Raw genomic sequence first — 15,457 nt, forward strand, 5'->3', positions numbered from 1 at the left:
CCGCCCGGGTTTAATGGGGGGCGCTCGTTGGGACCTGGATGCGGCCGGTAAACGTCCAACGCTGTGGGAGCGGTCTCCAGACCGCGATACGCCGTGGGCTGATTCGCTCCGGCCTGGATGAGGTTGGTGCCACCGGGCGCTTTGGTGGCCTCGACACGTCAAGGTCAAAAGCGTTCCGCCCGGCTTGCTTCGCAAGCTCTTTGGGCGGGTACCTTTTTTCCAGCGCGAAAAAAGGCACGAAAAATCGCGCTTTTTAAAATCAACATCAAGATCCTACGTTCCGGGGTTTCAGGACTTGCACCGGGAGGTAGCTGGCCCCTTCGGGGAGCGGGTTTCGCGAGAGCTCGGTCGGTGGATCTGGTGGCCGTAGTCCGGATGGGACGAAACCCGCAAGACGAAGGCTCGGCTTCGATCAGCTCTGTATCGCGATCTGGAGATCGCTCCCACCCCCCATGAGAGTCGCTTTCCTTCCACACGTGCTGGCGCCAAAGTTCTGCCGGTGGCGCGCAACGCGCGGTGGAGCAATCACGAGCACAAGCCGCCGGATCCCTCCCATGGCCACTTTCGGAAGCCATCCCGGGCACCACGCGACCAGCCGGGCCAGAGCGAAGCCCCCGCACCGAAGGGGTCAGCCCGCACAGCAACCGAATCCTGAGTCAACCAAGCGTGGGATCTTGACCTTGACGTTAAAGAGCGATTTTTGGTTACTTTTTTGGCTCTGGAAAAAAGTCACTCGCCATCAGCCTGCGATGCAGGCGGGCGAAACGCCTTTGACTTGTCGAAGCCCGCATGAGATTGCTCGACTTCAAAGCTGAAAGATGGGTATCTCGCCGTGACAAGGCAGCCGGGCAGCCGGCTTCGATCAGCTCTGTATCGCGATCTGGAGATCGCTCCCACAACGGGGGGCGCCGGCGCCCTGCCGGTGGCGCGCAGGGCGCGGTGGATCAATCACAAGCGCACCCCGCGCCTGACGCATTACTCGACCAGACGCGAAAAGACGTCCTTCGTCCTCTGATCGAACAGGACGAACCGGAAGACCAGCTCCGGGGACGCGTGTTGCTTCACCGTCTCGACGGCAATGCGCGCCGCTTCCTCGAGGGGATAGCCAAAAGCTCCGGCGGAAAGCGCGGGGCAGCCCAGCGATCCGATGTTGTTATCAGCGGCCAGCGACAACACGTTGCGATAGGCTGCCGCCAGCAGTTCATCAGAGGGCTGGTCGATACCGTAGCGCGGGCCGAGCGCGTGAATGACCCATTGATTGGGCAGCTCGAAGCCGGCGGTGATGACCGCCTCGCCCGGCTCGATCGGCGCCTGGGGTTTGCAGGCTTCGGCCAGCTTCGGACCGGCGGCGCGGTGCAGGGCGCCGGCGACGCCGCCGCCGGGCATGAGCTGGGCGTTGGCGGCGTTGACCACCGCGTCCAGATCAGGCTGCGCCGCAATATCGCCTTCCACGATTTCGATTGGCATGCTGTGTCCTCATGATTTCAGGCCCGTTATCAATAATGCCATGAGGGGCGGAGAGGCCGTCAAACACAGGCGATAACCGGCCTGCGCGATAATGTCTGCCTGCAGGTCCTGATCAACTGGTGAAGAAGCCATGCCCGAGTTACCCGAAGTCGAAACCACTCGCCGCGGCCTGGCTCCGCTGGTCGAGGGGCGGCGTATCGCGGCCATCACCATCCGGCAGCGCCAGCTGCGCTGGCCGATTCCCGGGGCGGTTGACGCGATCGCCGGGCAGAAGATCACGGCGCTGGAACGTCGCGCCAAGTGGCTGGTGTGGCGACTGCAGTCGGGATCGCTGCTGTGGCACCTGGGCATGTCGGGCTCGTTTCGCGCCTGGCAACGGGCGCCCCGGCCGGGTGCGCACGATCACGTCGACCTGCAGATCGAGGGCGGCCATCTGATTCGCTATACCGATCCGCGCCGTTTCGGGGCACTGCTGTGGGGCGGCAAGCAGCCGGATGCACACGTGCGCCTGGCCCGCCTGGGGCCGGAGCCGCTGGGCCCGGACTTCGACGGCGACTGGCTGTGGCAGCGCAGCCGCGGCCGCCGGCAACCGGTCAAGGCGTTCATCATGGATGCCGCAACCGTTGTCGGCGTTGGCAACATCTATGCTTCCGAGGCCCTGTTCGCCGCCGGCATTCACCCGCGCCGGCCGGCCGGGCGCATCAGCCACGCGCGCTATGAGGCGCTGGCGGCAGTCATTCGGCAGACTCTCGATGACGCCATCGAAGTGGGCGGCACCTCGCTGCGCGACTTCACCATCGGCGATGGTACGCCCGGCTATTTCGCTCAGTCGCTGAAGGTTTACGGGCGCAGTGGCCAACCCTGTCCGGGCTGCGGCAGACCGGTTCGACGCGAAGTGATCGGCCAGCGCAGCACCTTTTACTGTCCCGGGTGTCAACGTTGAAGACCCGGCATTTCCGAACTTCACCCGGCGCAGGCCGGCTGACGGCAACCAGGATCCTGATGCGTAGACACCGCCTGCAAACTGCACTCGCGCTTGGCCTGCTGGTTCTTACGGCGGCCGCACTGGCCCAGCCCGGGCCCGTGCAGCGGCCGCATATCGAAGTCGAGCTGGTCAGCGAGGTTCGCCACGTGCAGCCCGGCGAGGCCTTTCGCGTGGGCCTGCGCATGCTGCCTGACAGCAACTGGCACAGCTACTGGAAGAATCCGGGTGACTCCGGCCTGAGCACCGAGATGGAATGGACATTGCCGGCTGACGCCAGCGTGTCGGCCATCGAGTGGCCCTATCCGGAACGCGTGCCGATGGGCCATCTGGTCAACTACGGTTACGGCGGCGAACATCTGCTGCCGGTTACCATCACGCCGCCGGAGGATCTCGTCTCCGGCGACACCTTCCCGATCACGGTGGCCGCAGAATGGCTCGTTTGTGAGGAAATCTGCGTGCCCGGCGATGCCGTGCTGTCGCTGAACCTGCCGGTACGCGATCAACGCGCAGCCGGGAACGATGACGTGGCCGACCTGTTCGCCTGGGCCGACGAACGCCGGCCGCGAGTCGTCGACTGGCCGGCGCGCTTTGACACCGACGGTGGCCAGTTGGCCGTTCAGGTCGAATCCGCGGCCTTGCCTGCCGGCGCTGACTGGAACATGTTTGTCGCCGCCGAGAACATCGTCGACCACGCCCAGCCGGCCCAGACCGCAGCCGTTGACGGCGTACTGCAGGCGGGGCAGCCGCTGTCTCCCTATCTCGACCGCGTACCAGAAACCATGCCGGTGGTTTTCGTCGATCACTCCTCAGGCGACGCCTTCGAGGTCAATGCGCAGGCGGGCTCGCTTCAGAACACCGGCGCGGGCGAGGTCAGCACCGCCGATGAGTCGCCGGTCGGCTGGGGCCCGGCCCTGCTGCTGGCGCTGGCCGGCGGGATGTTGCTCAACCTGATGCCCTGCGTGTTTCCGGTGCTGTCGATCAAGGCCATGAGTTTTGTCAGCGGCGCGGGCCATGACCAGCGCGCACACGGCCTGGCTTATACCGCCGGCATCGTGCTGAGCTTTGCGGCTGTCGCCGGCGTTCTGCTGGCGCTGCGCGCCGGTGGTGAGGCCATTGGCTGGGGCTTCCAGCTGCAGTCACCCTGGGTGGTTGGCGTGCTCGCCTATCTGCTTTTTGCGCTCGGGCTTTCGCTCTCGGGCCTGTTCACCCTCGGTGAGCGGCTGATGGGCGCAGGCCAGCAACTGACCGAGCGCGAGGGAGTTTCCGGCTCATTTTTCACCGGCATACTGGCCTGTGTCGTGGCCAGCCCCTGCACCGCGCCGTTCATGGGCACCGCGCTGGGGGCGGCCGTGTTGATGCCCTGGCCGCTGGCCATGGCCGTATTCGTCGCCCTGGGTGTCGGCCTGGCGCTACCGGTGCTGGTGCTGAGCTTCTCGCCGGCGCTGGCCCGCCGCTTGCCGCAACCCGGACCCTGGATGGCAACTTTTCAGCAGCTGATGGCGTTTCCACTCTACCTGGCCGTCGTCTGGCTTTTGTGGGTGCTGGGGCGCCAGGTCGGAGCGGATGGGCTGGGGGCGGTGCTGTTCGGCATGGTTGTGCTGGCTTTCCTGCTCTGGCTGGCCGGCCGGCCGGGGCGTGGCGCCACCCTGGCCAGTATCCGCCACGTGGCGCTGGCACTGGGCGCGGTAACGGTGGTTGCCGCGCTTGGCGCCGGCGTTCGCATGCAGCAGACACCGGGAGAGGTTGAAAATGTCTGGTGGGAAAGCTACTCGGCCGAACGCCTGAATGAATTGAGAAACGATCCCGAGCGCGCCGTGCTCGTCAACATGACCGCAGACTGGTGCATCACCTGCAAGGTCAATGAAGGCGTGGCGCTGAGCACCGAAGCCGTGCGCGCAGCACTCGAGGCCAATAACGTGGCCTACATGAAGGGCGACTGGACGCGTCGTGATGCGGCCATCACCGCCTATCTTTCAGAATTCGGACGCAACGGCGTGCCGCTTTACGTGCTCTATCCGCACGACGGGGGCAAGCCGCGGGTGCTGCCCCAGGTGCTCAGTCCTGGCCTGGTCATCGGGGCCATCGAGTCACTGTAGTCTTGCCAGGTTGATATGTTGTGACCTGACGAACCACTCTCGAATAGAAGAAGGAACGAACTCATGATCCATCGAATCATCCTGTTGACCGTCATGATCTTGCTGACCGCAACCGCCGCCGTCGCAGCCGCGCCGCAGGTCGGCGAGGCTGCGCCGGAGTTCAGCGTAATGGATACTCAGGGCAACCTGCACTCACTGTCGGACTACGCCGGACAAAAGGTCGTGCTGGAGTGGACCAACCACGAGTGCCCATTCGTGGCGGCGCACTACGGCGCCGGCAACATGCAACAGCAGCAACGCGCAGCCCGCAACCAACATGGTGCCGTCTGGCTGACGGTGATTTCTTCCAGGCCCGACTCGCAGGGACACGTCAGCCCAGAACAGGCCGATGAACTCACCCGCTCGCGCAATGCCTACCCCAGCGCCGTACTGCTGGATGAATCCGGCGACATGGGCCGCGCTTACGATGCGCGCGTGACCCCGCACATGTACATCATTGATGAAGACGGCATTCTGCGCTACATGGGCGGCATAGATTCCATTCCCAGCGCCAGCCAGGACGACATTCCCGACGCCACGCAGTACGTGACGGCCGCGCTTGATGAAATGGCGGCGGGCAAACAGATTTCACAAGCGACCACGCGGCCCTATGGCTGCACGATCAAGTACTGAAGCGCCGCTCCGGCGGGTATCAATTGCTGTACAGCGGAGCGGGCTGTGGCTATGCTTCAGGCTCTTACCGAAACACGGAGCACGCCATGAGTACCAACAGAATCATCGGCATCGTTCTGCTCATCATCGGTGCAGGGCTGTTGTTTTTCGGCATGCAGGCCACCGGCTCGCTGACCGAGGAAGTCCACGAGACGCTGACCGGGCGCTTCACCGACACCACGACCTGGTATCTGCTTGGCGGAGGCGCCGCCTTGATCGTAGGCATCATCATGCTGGCCCGGGGCCGCTGACAGGCAGCACTGAAAAACCTTCATAACGAATTACAGCGCCGGCGGCACGCGCTTGTTGCTTGCCTGCTCATAGGCATAGGCCAATGCCAGCAGGGTTGGTTCGCTCCAGGCCGAGGCGAAGAAAGACAGCCCGACCGGCAGGTTGTCCATTTGCCCCATCGGCACGCTGATGATGGGGTAGCCGGCATGTGCCGAAGGCGATGAACTCGATACCTGGAAGTTGTCGCCCAGCACCGGGTCAGTGAGCCAGGCCGGCGAACCGCTCGGCGCGATGATGGCGTCGAGTTCATGCTCGGCCAGCACCCGATCGATGCCTTTCTCGCGGCTGTGCTCGAGCATGCGTTCCAGAGCCTTGCGGTATTTTTCGCTTTCGATGTCGTCGCGCTCGGCCGCCTGGAACAGCAGCGAACGATCAAAGCGGGCGGTCTCTTCCGGGTCGTCTCCTATCGCCTCGACCAGGGCCTTGTAGCTGTCGAAGGGCGCGCGCTCGCCCAGCGCGGCGAGATAGGCGTCCATCGCGTGATGAAATTCGGTCAGCAGCACCTCCATGGCGTCGCCGCTGATGCTTTCCTTGCTGATGGCGTCGATCTCGACCACTTCGGCGCCGGCGGCTTCCAGCGCGGCAACGGCCTCACGCACGAGCGCTTCGACGCGATGGTTGCGCTGCGTGGGTCCGGTCCACAGCCCCAGTCGCTTGCCATCGAGTGCTTCGGCATCGAGGAACTGCGTGTAGTCTTCATGTCGCCGGGCACTGTCGATCAGAGTGCGTTCATCATCCGGATCTTCGACTGCCAGCGCACCGAGCAGCACCGCTGCATCACGTACCGTACGCGTCATCGGCCCGGGGCTGTCGCTGGTGGGCGCAATCGGAATGATGCCGCTGCGACTCCAGAGCCCCACCGTGGGCTTGAGCCCGACGATGCCGTTGGCGTTGGCCGGGCACACGATCGAGCCGTTGGTCTCGGTGCCGATGTTCAGTGTGGCCAGGCTGGCGGCGCCGGCAACGCCCGATCCGGAGCTCGAACCACAGGGGTTGCGCCGCGGATCGTAGGCATTCCTGACCTGACCACCCAGACGGCTCCAGCCGCTTGAAGACGTGCTGGAGTGAAAGTTGGCCCACTCGCTCAGATTGGTCTTGCCGAGGATAACTGCACCGGCCGCGCGCAAGCGCTCGACGATAAAGGCATCTTTTGGCGGGATCACGCCCTCAAGCCAGATACTGCCGGCGGTGGTCGGCATATCGGCAGTGCCGATATTGTCCTTGAGCAGCACGGGAATGCCGTGCAGCGGCCCACGCAGCTTGCCGGCGGCGCGCTCGCGATCGAGCTCGGCGGCCTGTTCCAGCGCGTGTTCGTTGAGGTGACGAACGGCATTGAGCTTTGGGCCGCTGCGATCGATTTTTTCAATGCGCTCGAGATAAGCAGCGGTCACCTGTTCGGCGGTGAAGTCGCCGCGCTCGTAGCCGGCCTGGATGGCGGCCACGTCCAGCTCGGCCACATCGGGCAGCTTGCCGGCCAGCGCCGGCAGCACGGCCAGCATGAACGGGGCAGTCAGCATGAATTTCATCATCGATCTCCGAAGCTTCGATGCGGAGACACCATCATGCCATGTGGGCGGCGCATGGGGATCAAAGGCGGAACCCTTGAACCGCGAAGACGCAAAGAGAGCGTGGAACTGAAAACCATGGCCACGGAAAACACGAAAGGCACGGGAAAAAGTAAAGACAGACAGGCTTGATGAAGCGTGATTATCTTTCCGTGTCTTCCGTGTCTTCCGTGGTTACAGGGTTTCTTTACTTGCCGCCCGGCTCGGCAAAGCCGGCGAACCACTTGCGCACTTCGTCATACCAGTACAGCGAGTTGTTGGGCTTCAGTACCCAGTGGTTCTCGTCGGGGAAGTAGATCAGGCGCGACTCGATGTCCTTGCTCTGCAGCGTGCGGAACAACTCGAAAGCCTGGCCGACGGGCACGCGCAGATCCTGCTGGCCGTGGATGATCAGCGCGGGGGTATCGAAGTTCTCGGCCTGGTAGTGCGGCGAGATTTCCTGATAGATCTCCGGCACTTCCCAGAAGTTTCCAAAGCGCTCGGCGTGCACGGCAAAGTCGGAGGCCATCTGCGAGTACATGTTGTAGACCGGCGCGTGGATCATCAAAGCGTTGAACGGATGCGCCTTGCCGAGCAGGATGGACGACAGGTAACCGCCGTAGCTGCCGCCGCCGGTGACCATGCGCTCGGCATCGATCCAGTCCTTGTCGGCAAACCATTCGGCCGCGGCGATGGTGTCGTTGTAGGGCGCCGTCACCCAGTCGGGGTTGATGTAGTCGACGAAATCCTGGCCGAATCCGGAAGAACCGTGGAAGTTGTGCCAGGCGGTGACGTAGCCCCAGGAGGCAAATGTCTGGGCGTTCCAGCGGAAATGAAACACATCGTTGATCGAGCCGTGCGGGCCGCCGTGAATCAACAGGAACAGCGGGTATTCCTTGCTCTTGTCAAAACCCGGCGGATAGTTGACCCACATCTGGATGTCGGCGCCGTCGTGGCCGGTATAGGTCACGGATTCGTAACTTCCGGTATCGAGCGAGTCGAGCAGTTCCCGGTTGATGGTGCTCAGGCGCGTGGCCTTGCCGCTGTCGGTGTCGATGCGTACCAGGCGTGGCGGATACAGGAAGCTCTGGTTGGTGCCGACCAGGGTGCCGTTGTCAGCAATTGCCAGGTCACCATAGCTGGTCTCGCCGGTAATCGCCCGCGGCTGATCTCCATCGGCGCCGATGAAGAACACGCGCACGGTGCCGGCATCATCGACCGCGCCATAAAAACCGCTGGCGTCTGCCGCCCAGACCAGACCCGAAGGCGCGCGATCCCAGTCGTCGGTAATGCTGCGCTGATCGCCGGAGTCAAGGTCGTGGAGGATGATATTGCTGGTGTCGGCATAAAAGCCCGGTATGCTCTGCTGCAGAAAAGCCAGGGTCTTGCCATCGGGGCTGAACAGCGGGCTGCTGTCGCCGGCTTCATTGGCGGTGGTCAGGTTGCGGGCCGAGTCCGATCCGATCCCGGCCAGATAGATATCGTAGTCGGGCTGAACTGCATCGTCATGGCGGTCGCTTACAAAAGCGATGTAAGCCTCTTCGGGATGGACGTCGTAGCTGCCCGCACCGGCGCCCGATCGGGAAAGCTGGCGGTCCAGCGGCTGCGTCATCGGCTCGATGTCACCGCCATCAGCGGGAATGCGAAAAACGTGGTTTTGACGCGCCTCATCGATCCAGTGGTCCCAGGACGCATAGGGCAGGGCATTCCACTGATGCGCGGAGACTTTCGACTCTTTTTCCTGCTCCAGTTTTTCTTTCATCTCGTCCCAGTCCATTTCCGGATAAACGCTGGAGATGAAGTAAATGTGCTCGCCAACCCACTTCAGGGCGCTGACGCCGGTGGGGACCTCGCTCAGGCGCTGCGCCTCGCCCGGGCCGTCCATGTGGATCAGGTAGATCTGTCCGGCGTCGTCATCACCGCGCTTGGCAACGAAGGCCAGCCGATCGCCCGTCGGCGAAAATACCGGGCTGGAGGCGGACTGGCCCTCGGCGGTCAGCGGCCGCTCCACCGAGCCATCAGGGGCAAACAGCCACAGGCGGGTTTCTCCCTCGTCCTTGTCGATGTCGTAGTCGGTCACTGGTGCAACCACCCGGCGACCGTCGGGTGAAATCACCGGTGAACCGATGCGGTCGAGCTGCCACAGCACCTCGGCCGACATGGGTTGACTATCGCTTTCATCGTTGTTTTGTGCAGCCACTCCCATCATGGGAAGCAAAAGCAGCAACGTAAGCAGAGATCTTTGCATTGGATGCCCTCTTTATCGGGTTCGTTGTCTGTGGCGCTTTCCTGCCGGAGCACCGCAGCGCAGTACTCGAAAAGTGCCGTCAAAACAGCATACTTGAAAGCCAATCGCTTCGGTCATCAGGATTCAATCCGACCGAATCAACCGATCTGCGGCATTTGCACCGCCACGAAGCTTGGCGCACAATCGCACGATTCAGAGAACTATCCGGAATCAGAAAACAATGAAAACCACCTCCATTCACGGCATGTGGTCATCACGCCTGGCCTTCATTCTCGCCGCCACCGGTTCGGCCGTGGGCCTGGGCAACATCTGGCGCTTTCCCTATATCACCTCCGAAAACGGCGGCGGTGCCTTCGTGCTCATTTATCTGCTGTGCATTGCCATTGTTGGCCTGCCAGTAATGATGTCGGAGATCGTCATCGGCCGGCGCGGACGCATGAGCCCGATCAACTCGCTCAGGGAGTTGTCCGACGACGTCGGCGCCAGCCGCGCGTGGAGCGGCATTGGCTGGATGGGCATCATTGCCGGTTTTCTGGTGCTGTCTTTCTATTCGGTGGTGGCAGGCTGGACCCTGCACTACGGTTTTCTCTATCTCAAGCAGCTGCTCGGCGGCGCCGCGATCACCGATCCGGAGGCCACGTTCAACAGCCTGCTGGCCGCACCCGGAGAACTGACCATCTGGCACGCCATCTTCATGACCATGACCCTGAGCGTGGTCGCTTTCGGCGTCGAACGGGGTCTGGAGCGCGCGGTCAGCGTCCTCATGCCTTTGCTGCTGGTGTTGCTGCTGATTCTGCTTGGCTACGGCATGAGCACGGGGCATTTCTCCGAAGCGGTCGGTTTCCTCTTCAGCCCCGACTGGTCGCAGGTTTCTGGCGGCATGATCGTGACCGCGATGGGGCAGGCCTTCTTTACCCTCAGCCTGGGGATGTGCGCAATCATGACCTACGGCGCCTATCTGCCGGCGGATATCAGCATTCCGCGCGTGGCCGTCACCGTGGCCGGGGCGGATACGGCGGTGGCGCTGATCGCCGGATTGGCCATATTCCCGATCGTGATTTCCTACGGTATCGACCCCGCCGGCGGGGGCGCCGGGCTGATCTTCACCTCACTGCCGCTGGCCTTCAATGAAATGCCTTTCGGCATTCTTTACGGGATGATGTTCTTCCTGCTGCTGTCGGTGGCCGCCTGGACCAGCTCGATTTCCTTGCTCGAGCCGGGCACCGCCTACCTGGTCGAGCGCACCAATATGGGCCGCAAGGCCGCCGCCATGACCGTTGGCGCACTGGCCTGGATGGCCGGCATGGCCTCGGTGTTCAGCTTCAACCTCTGGTCGCATATCTCCATCGGCGGGCGCGACATCATGAGCGCCATCGAACACGCCGCCAATGATTTCATGATGCCGGTCGGCGGCATGCTGATTGCCGTGTTCGCCGGCTGGGTGCTGTCAAACAAGGTGACCCGCGAAGAGCTCGATCAGCGCATGCCGGACTGGGCCTTCACGGCCTGGTTGTGGCTGGTGCGCGTGGTCACGCCTGCGCTGATTCTGGTGGTGGTGGCCAGCCTGATCGGCCTGATCTAGTGACTGCACCCTGCCGCTCAGTCCGTGGTTTGAAAGCGCGTCATGCAGGCTCGAGGGCGCGGCCGATCTGAGGGTACAAGGCGGCGGCTGCGACGACCGTCGCCGCTTGCCCCTGGGGTGGCGAACTCAGTCCACCGGCGCGAATCGATGTTGCGCATGCGCCTCGCAGATACCGGCAAAGCGCTGCAGCACACCTTCGCCGGCCGGGCTCGGCTCGACCGCTTCGATAATCGCCCGGCTGTCCAGGCCTTCGCCGTCAAGCTGTTCGCTGCGGGCTTCGACATAGCAGCGCATGATGTGCTCGTCGAACTCGGGGTGGAACTGCAGGCCCCAACTGCGGCCGCCAAAATGCAGGGCGTGGTGCTCATCGGCCTCGGTTCGGCCGAGCACGCGGGCACCGGCGGGCGGCGTCAGCACCACTTCCACATGGGTGACGTGCACCCGGCTCTCGGGCGCCAGCGGACCTATCAGCGCATCGTCTTCGGCCTGAACCTCGAAGCGCCGCGTACCCATTCGGCGGCCCTGTGGATTGGGCCCCACGCTGCCGCCCAGCGCATGGGCCATCAGCTGGTGTCCGTAGCAGATGCCAAGCACCGGCAGCAGATCAGCCCTGGTCACACGCGCCAGCCAGGCGGCGGTGTTCTCCGACCAGTCAAGCCGGTGCGACACCATGGCCGGAGACCCGGTGACCACCACGCCGGCATACTCGTGCAACGCCTCCGGCGCGGGCAGGCTTTCATTGTCAGAAACGGTAACCGTGTGATAGTCGAAGCGCTGCGGGCCGAAGGCGCGGGCAAACCAGGCTTCAAAATCGCCGAAGCGCTCACGCGCCTGAGCGCAGGCGGAACCGGTCTTGATGATCAGCAGGCGAGGGGTCATGGCGTTGCTATTTCTGTTTTGACTGTGTTGAAAAAGAGGCATCGAACCGGTCATGATAACCGTTTGCAGGCCAACGGACGGCTGCCGGGCCGTTATACTTGCCAACTCGCCCGAAAGAGTCGACCTAAACCGTGTATTTTCAGGATTTCATTCGCGCCCTGGATCGCTACTGGGCCGATCAGGGATGCGTGCTGACCGCGCCGCTCGATCTGGAGGTGGGCGCCGGCACGTTCCATCCGGCCACGTTCCTGCGTTCCATCGGCCCCGAGCCGTGGAACGCCGCCTACCTGCAGCCCTGCCGTCGCCCGGGCGACGGGCGCTATGGCGAAAACCCCAACCGCCTGCAGCACTACTACCAGTATCAAGTGGTGATGAAACCCTCGCCGCTGGATTTTCAGGAGCTCTACCTGGGCTCGCTCGATGCGGTCGGCGTCGACCCGAAAGTACACGATATCCGCTTTGTCGAGGACAACTGGGAATCGCCCACGCTGGGCGCCTGGGGTCTGGGCTGGGAGGTCTGGCTCAACGGCATGGAGGTCACGCAGTTCACCTATTTTCAGCAGGCCGGCGGGCTGGCCTGCAAGCCGGTCATGGGCGAACTCACCTACGGTCTGGAACGCCTGGCGATGTATCTGCAGGGTGTCGACAGCGTCTACGATCTGATCTGGGCCGAGGGTCCGTTCGGCAAAGTGACCTACGGCGACGTATTTCATCAGAACGAGGTCGAGCAGTCGATCTACAATTTCGAGCAGGCCGATGTGGCGAGCCAATTCGACTGGTTCGATACCTGCTACAGCGAGGCAGTGCGCCTGGTCGAGGCCGACCTGCCGCTGCCCGCCTATGATCAGGTGCTCAAGGCCTCGCACGCGTTCAACCTGCTCGATGCGCGCCAGGCAATCTCGGTAACCGAACGCCAGCGCTACATCCTGCGGGTACGCGATATTTCCCGGCGGGTGGCCGAGGCTTATCACGCCCGCCGTGAGGCCTTGGGATTTCCCGGCGCCAAAGGTCGAGACCAGGAGGGTGCGGCATGAGCGAGCGCGCCGACCTGCTGATTGAAATCGGCTGTGAAGAATTGCCGGCCGGGCAGCTGCACGGCCAGCTCGAGCTGCTGGCCCGGGGCCTGGGCTCACGTCTGGCCGACGCCGGACTGATCGATGATGCCGATGCCGTCTCGCGCATGGGAACACCGCGCCGCCTGGCGGTGCGCATTGCCGCCGTCAAGGCCCGGCAGGCCGATCAGGTGCTCGAACGCCGCGGCCCGGCCGAAAAGGTGGCGCTGGACGCCGACGGCCAGCCGACCCGTGCCGCAGAAGGCTTTGCCCGCAGCGTCGGCAAGGCTTTCGACGAGCTCGAATGGCTCGAAAACGAGCAGGGGCGCTGGCTTTTCACTCGCGTCGAGCAGCCCGGCAAGCGCCTGGCCGAGCTGCTGCCGGACATGTTCGACGCCACCGTCCGTTCGATGGTGGGCGCACGTTCGATGCACTGGTCCGATCGCGACGAGCGCTTTCTGCGCCCGGTGCGCTGGCTGCTTGCGCTGCACGGCAACGAGACGCTGAAGCTGGAGCATTTCGGCCTGCAGGCCGGTCGTGATACCCGGGGACATCGCATCCATGCGCCCGGCTGGCACTCGGTTGCGGACGCTGCTGCCTACGAGTCGGTGCTGGAGAAGGCCTGCGTCATGGTCGATCCGGATCGCCGCCGCGAGCAGATTGTCGCTCAGGTCCGCCGGCTCGCCGATGAAGCCGACCTTGAAGCCGTGCTCAACGAACGCCTGGTCGACGAGGTATCCGGGCTGACGGAATGGCCGGTGGCCGTGATGGGGCGATTCCATGCCGACTTTCTGGAGGTTCCCGAGGAAGCATTGATTTCGTCGCTGGAGCAGCATCAAAAATGCTTTGCCCTGCGCGACAGTGGCGGCCGCCTGGCGCCGCGCTTCATTGCCGTAGCCAACATCCGGAGCAGCCATCCTGAAGTGATGACGGCGGGTTTCGAGCGCGTTATCCGGCCGCGCCTGGCCGATGCCCGATTTTTCTGGGACCAGGACCGCCGCGAATCGCTCGCTGACAAGCGCGAGCGCCTGGACGCCATCCTGTTTCAGGAAAAGCTCGGCAGCATCGGCGACAAGGTGCGTCGCATCGAACAGCTGGTTGAAACCACGGCGCCCGCGCTGGGTGCCGACCTGGAAGCCACCGCTCGGGCAGCGCAACTGTGCAAGTGCGACCTGGTCACCGAGATGGTGGGCGAGTTCCCCGAACTGCAGGGCATCATGGGCCGCTACTACGCGCTGGCCGACGGTGAGCTGCCGGCGGTGGCCAACGCGATCGAAGGCCACTACCGCCCACGCCACGCCGGCGACGGCCTGGCGGCCGATGAAGCAGGGCGCGCGCTGGCCCTGGCCGACCGGCTCGATACGGTACTGGGGGTATTCGCCGCCGGGCAGAAGCCCAAAGGCGGCAAGGATCCCTTCGCGCTGCGACGAGCGGCGCTGGGCATTGTTCGACTGCTGGGCGAATCGGGCACCGACCTGACGCTGCAGCAAGCACTGGCGGCGACCGGGCGCGCCCTGCAGGAAACCGTTGCCGTGACGCCCGCGCTGCTCGACGAGGTCGAACACTTCATCTTCGAGCGGCAGCGCTCCTGGGCCGGCGAGCAGGGCATGGAGACCAATACGGTCCACGCCGTGGCCGCCGGCGAGAGCGGATCGATTGCCAACTTTCTCGCCCGCGGCCGCGCCGTGCAGACATTTGCCGATGATCCCGCCATGGCATCGCTGGTGGCCGCCAACAAGCGCGCCAGCAATCTGCTCAAGCAGGCCGGAATGGAATCGGTTCCCGACATCGATCGCGAACGGCTCCAGGACGCCGCCGAATCGCGCCTGGTGGCGGCCATCGATACCGCCACCGACGAGCTGGATCAAGCGCTGGCGGCCGGTGACTACCCGGCCGCGCTGGCGGCGCTGGCCCGGCTGCGCGAACCCGTCGACGCGTTTTTCGATGAGGTCATGGTGATGTGTGACGACGAGACGCTCAGACACAACCGCCTGGCCGTGCTCGCGCAGCTCAGGGCGATGTTCTTGCGCATTGCCGACGTTGCCCGCCTGGGGCGCTGATGGGAGGCCCGCCCGCACCCGTCCTGATCGAGCGCAGCCTGCTGCTGAACCGGGACCGGCGCTTGCCGGATGCCGGTCGGGTCGAGCGCGTGGTGGCGTTTCAGCGCAGCGGACATCGTGTGCTTCTGGTTGCCGCCCGGCCCGCCGGCTGGCGACCCACGCGCCGCAGCGTCGATCGCGATCTGGCCCTGCAGCAGCAGCTTCATCAGATGTTCAGCCGCGCCGGCGCCGAGCTCGACGGCGTTCTCTACCTCGGCGGTGGCCTGTTCAGCCGCAAGCAGCGGCAGAAAAACGAGTTCGAGCGGACTGCGCAGCGATATGGCAGAAACGTCGTCGATATAACCCTCATCGGCACCGATCAAGCACTAATGGAAGCCGCCCGCCAGGCCGGAATCAAGCTGCAGATCGTAGCCGATCCCGGCGCCACGCCAGATCTTGACGACCTGGACACTGCGCTGAAAAGTGTTAAGTGTTAAGTGTTAGGTGTGAAGTGTGAAGTGTGAAGAAAAAAGATGAATTCACGCTAACGCTTGACGACCCCA

At 63.9% G+C, this 15,457-nt stretch carries 12 protein-coding genes; 8 read left to right on the forward strand and 4 right to left on the reverse strand.

Going from position 1 to position 15,457, the window contains the following annotated elements:
* Nucleotides 1-975 precede the first annotated feature (975 nt).
* The gene (locus tag ACEWQ0_RS03470) at nt 976-1,467 is read right to left on the reverse strand and encodes a macro domain-containing protein (RefSeq protein ID WP_476484500.1); all 492 of its coding nucleotides are present in this window, start codon (nt 1,465-1,467) and stop codon (nt 976-978) included.
* 130 nt (nt 1,468-1,597) lie between these two features.
* Here ACEWQ0_RS03470 and mutM point away from each other — a divergent pair, with 130 nt between their 5' ends.
* The 4 genes from mutM (at nt 1,598) to ACEWQ0_RS03490 (ending at nt 5,510) form a co-directional block, all read left to right on the forward strand.
* Nucleotides 1,598-2,410, forward strand: a complete 813-nt coding sequence (gene mutM / locus ACEWQ0_RS03475) for a bifunctional DNA-formamidopyrimidine glycosylase/DNA-(apurinic or apyrimidinic site) lyase (RefSeq protein WP_476484501.1) — start codon at nt 1,598-1,600, stop codon at nt 2,408-2,410.
* A gap of 59 nt (nt 2,411-2,469) precedes the next feature.
* On the forward strand, nt 2,470-4,548 hold the full coding sequence (locus tag ACEWQ0_RS03480) for a protein-disulfide reductase DsbD family protein (protein WP_476484502.1): 2,079 nt from the start codon (nt 2,470-2,472) through the stop codon (nt 4,546-4,548).
* A gap of 63 nt (nt 4,549-4,611) precedes the next feature.
* Entirely contained in the window at nt 4,612-5,220 is a 609-nt protein-coding gene (locus tag ACEWQ0_RS03485) for a thioredoxin family protein (RefSeq protein ID WP_476484503.1), read from the forward strand.
* 86 nt (nt 5,221-5,306) lie between these two features.
* A complete protein-coding gene (locus ACEWQ0_RS03490) occupies nt 5,307-5,510 on the forward strand; it encodes a DUF3185 family protein (protein WP_476481956.1) in 204 nt (67 codons plus the stop codon).
* A 30-nt stretch (nt 5,511-5,540) separates the two neighbouring features.
* On the opposite strand, the gene ACEWQ0_RS03495 is transcribed toward ACEWQ0_RS03490, so the two are convergent.
* Both ACEWQ0_RS03495 and ACEWQ0_RS03500 read right to left on the reverse strand, forming a co-directional pair.
* The gene (locus tag ACEWQ0_RS03495) at nt 5,541-7,067 is read right to left on the reverse strand and encodes an amidase (protein WP_476484504.1); all 1,527 of its coding nucleotides are present in this window, start codon (nt 7,065-7,067) and stop codon (nt 5,541-5,543) included.
* Between the two features lie 235 nt (nt 7,068-7,302).
* Nucleotides 7,303-9,342 carry a prolyl oligopeptidase family serine peptidase gene (locus ACEWQ0_RS03500; protein WP_476484505.1) on the reverse strand — a complete coding sequence of 680 codons (2,040 nt, stop codon included), beginning with the start codon at nt 9,340-9,342 and terminating at the stop codon, nt 7,303-7,305.
* A 220-nt stretch (nt 9,343-9,562) separates the two neighbouring features.
* Here ACEWQ0_RS03500 and ACEWQ0_RS03505 point away from each other — a divergent pair, with 220 nt between their 5' ends.
* Complete coding sequence (locus ACEWQ0_RS03505; RefSeq protein WP_476481959.1) at nt 9,563-10,924, forward strand: sodium-dependent transporter; 1,362 nt, start codon at nt 9,563-9,565, stop codon at nt 10,922-10,924.
* Between the two features lie 126 nt (nt 10,925-11,050).
* Here ACEWQ0_RS03505 and ACEWQ0_RS03510 read toward each other — a convergent pair whose 3' ends face one another.
* A complete protein-coding gene (locus tag ACEWQ0_RS03510) occupies nt 11,051-11,803 on the reverse strand; it encodes a glutamine amidotransferase (protein ID WP_476484506.1) in 753 nt (250 codons plus the stop codon).
* Nucleotides 11,804-11,934: 131 nt separating this feature from the next.
* Between ACEWQ0_RS03510 and glyQ the strand changes: the two genes are divergently transcribed.
* From glyQ to ACEWQ0_RS03525, 3 genes are read left to right on the forward strand one after another with little or no spacing between them, the layout of a single operon-like run.
* Nucleotides 11,935-12,837, forward strand: coding sequence for a glycine--tRNA ligase subunit alpha (gene glyQ / locus ACEWQ0_RS03515; protein WP_476481961.1), 903 nt, complete (start codon nt 11,935-11,937; stop codon nt 12,835-12,837).
* Nucleotides 12,834-14,915 carry a glycine--tRNA ligase subunit beta gene (gene glyS / locus ACEWQ0_RS03520; RefSeq protein WP_476484507.1) on the forward strand — a complete coding sequence of 694 codons (2,082 nt, stop codon included), beginning with the start codon at nt 12,834-12,836 and terminating at the stop codon, nt 14,913-14,915. The genes glyQ and glyS overlap by 4 nt, the downstream gene beginning before the upstream one ends.
* The gene (locus tag ACEWQ0_RS03525) at nt 14,915-15,391 is read left to right on the forward strand and encodes a hypothetical protein (RefSeq protein WP_476481963.1); all 477 of its coding nucleotides are present in this window, start codon (nt 14,915-14,917) and stop codon (nt 15,389-15,391) included. Before glyS ends, ACEWQ0_RS03525 begins: the two co-directional genes overlap by 1 nt.
* Nucleotides 15,392-15,457 lie beyond the last annotated feature (66 nt).

Source organism: Wenzhouxiangella sp. YN9, assembly GCF_056324165.1.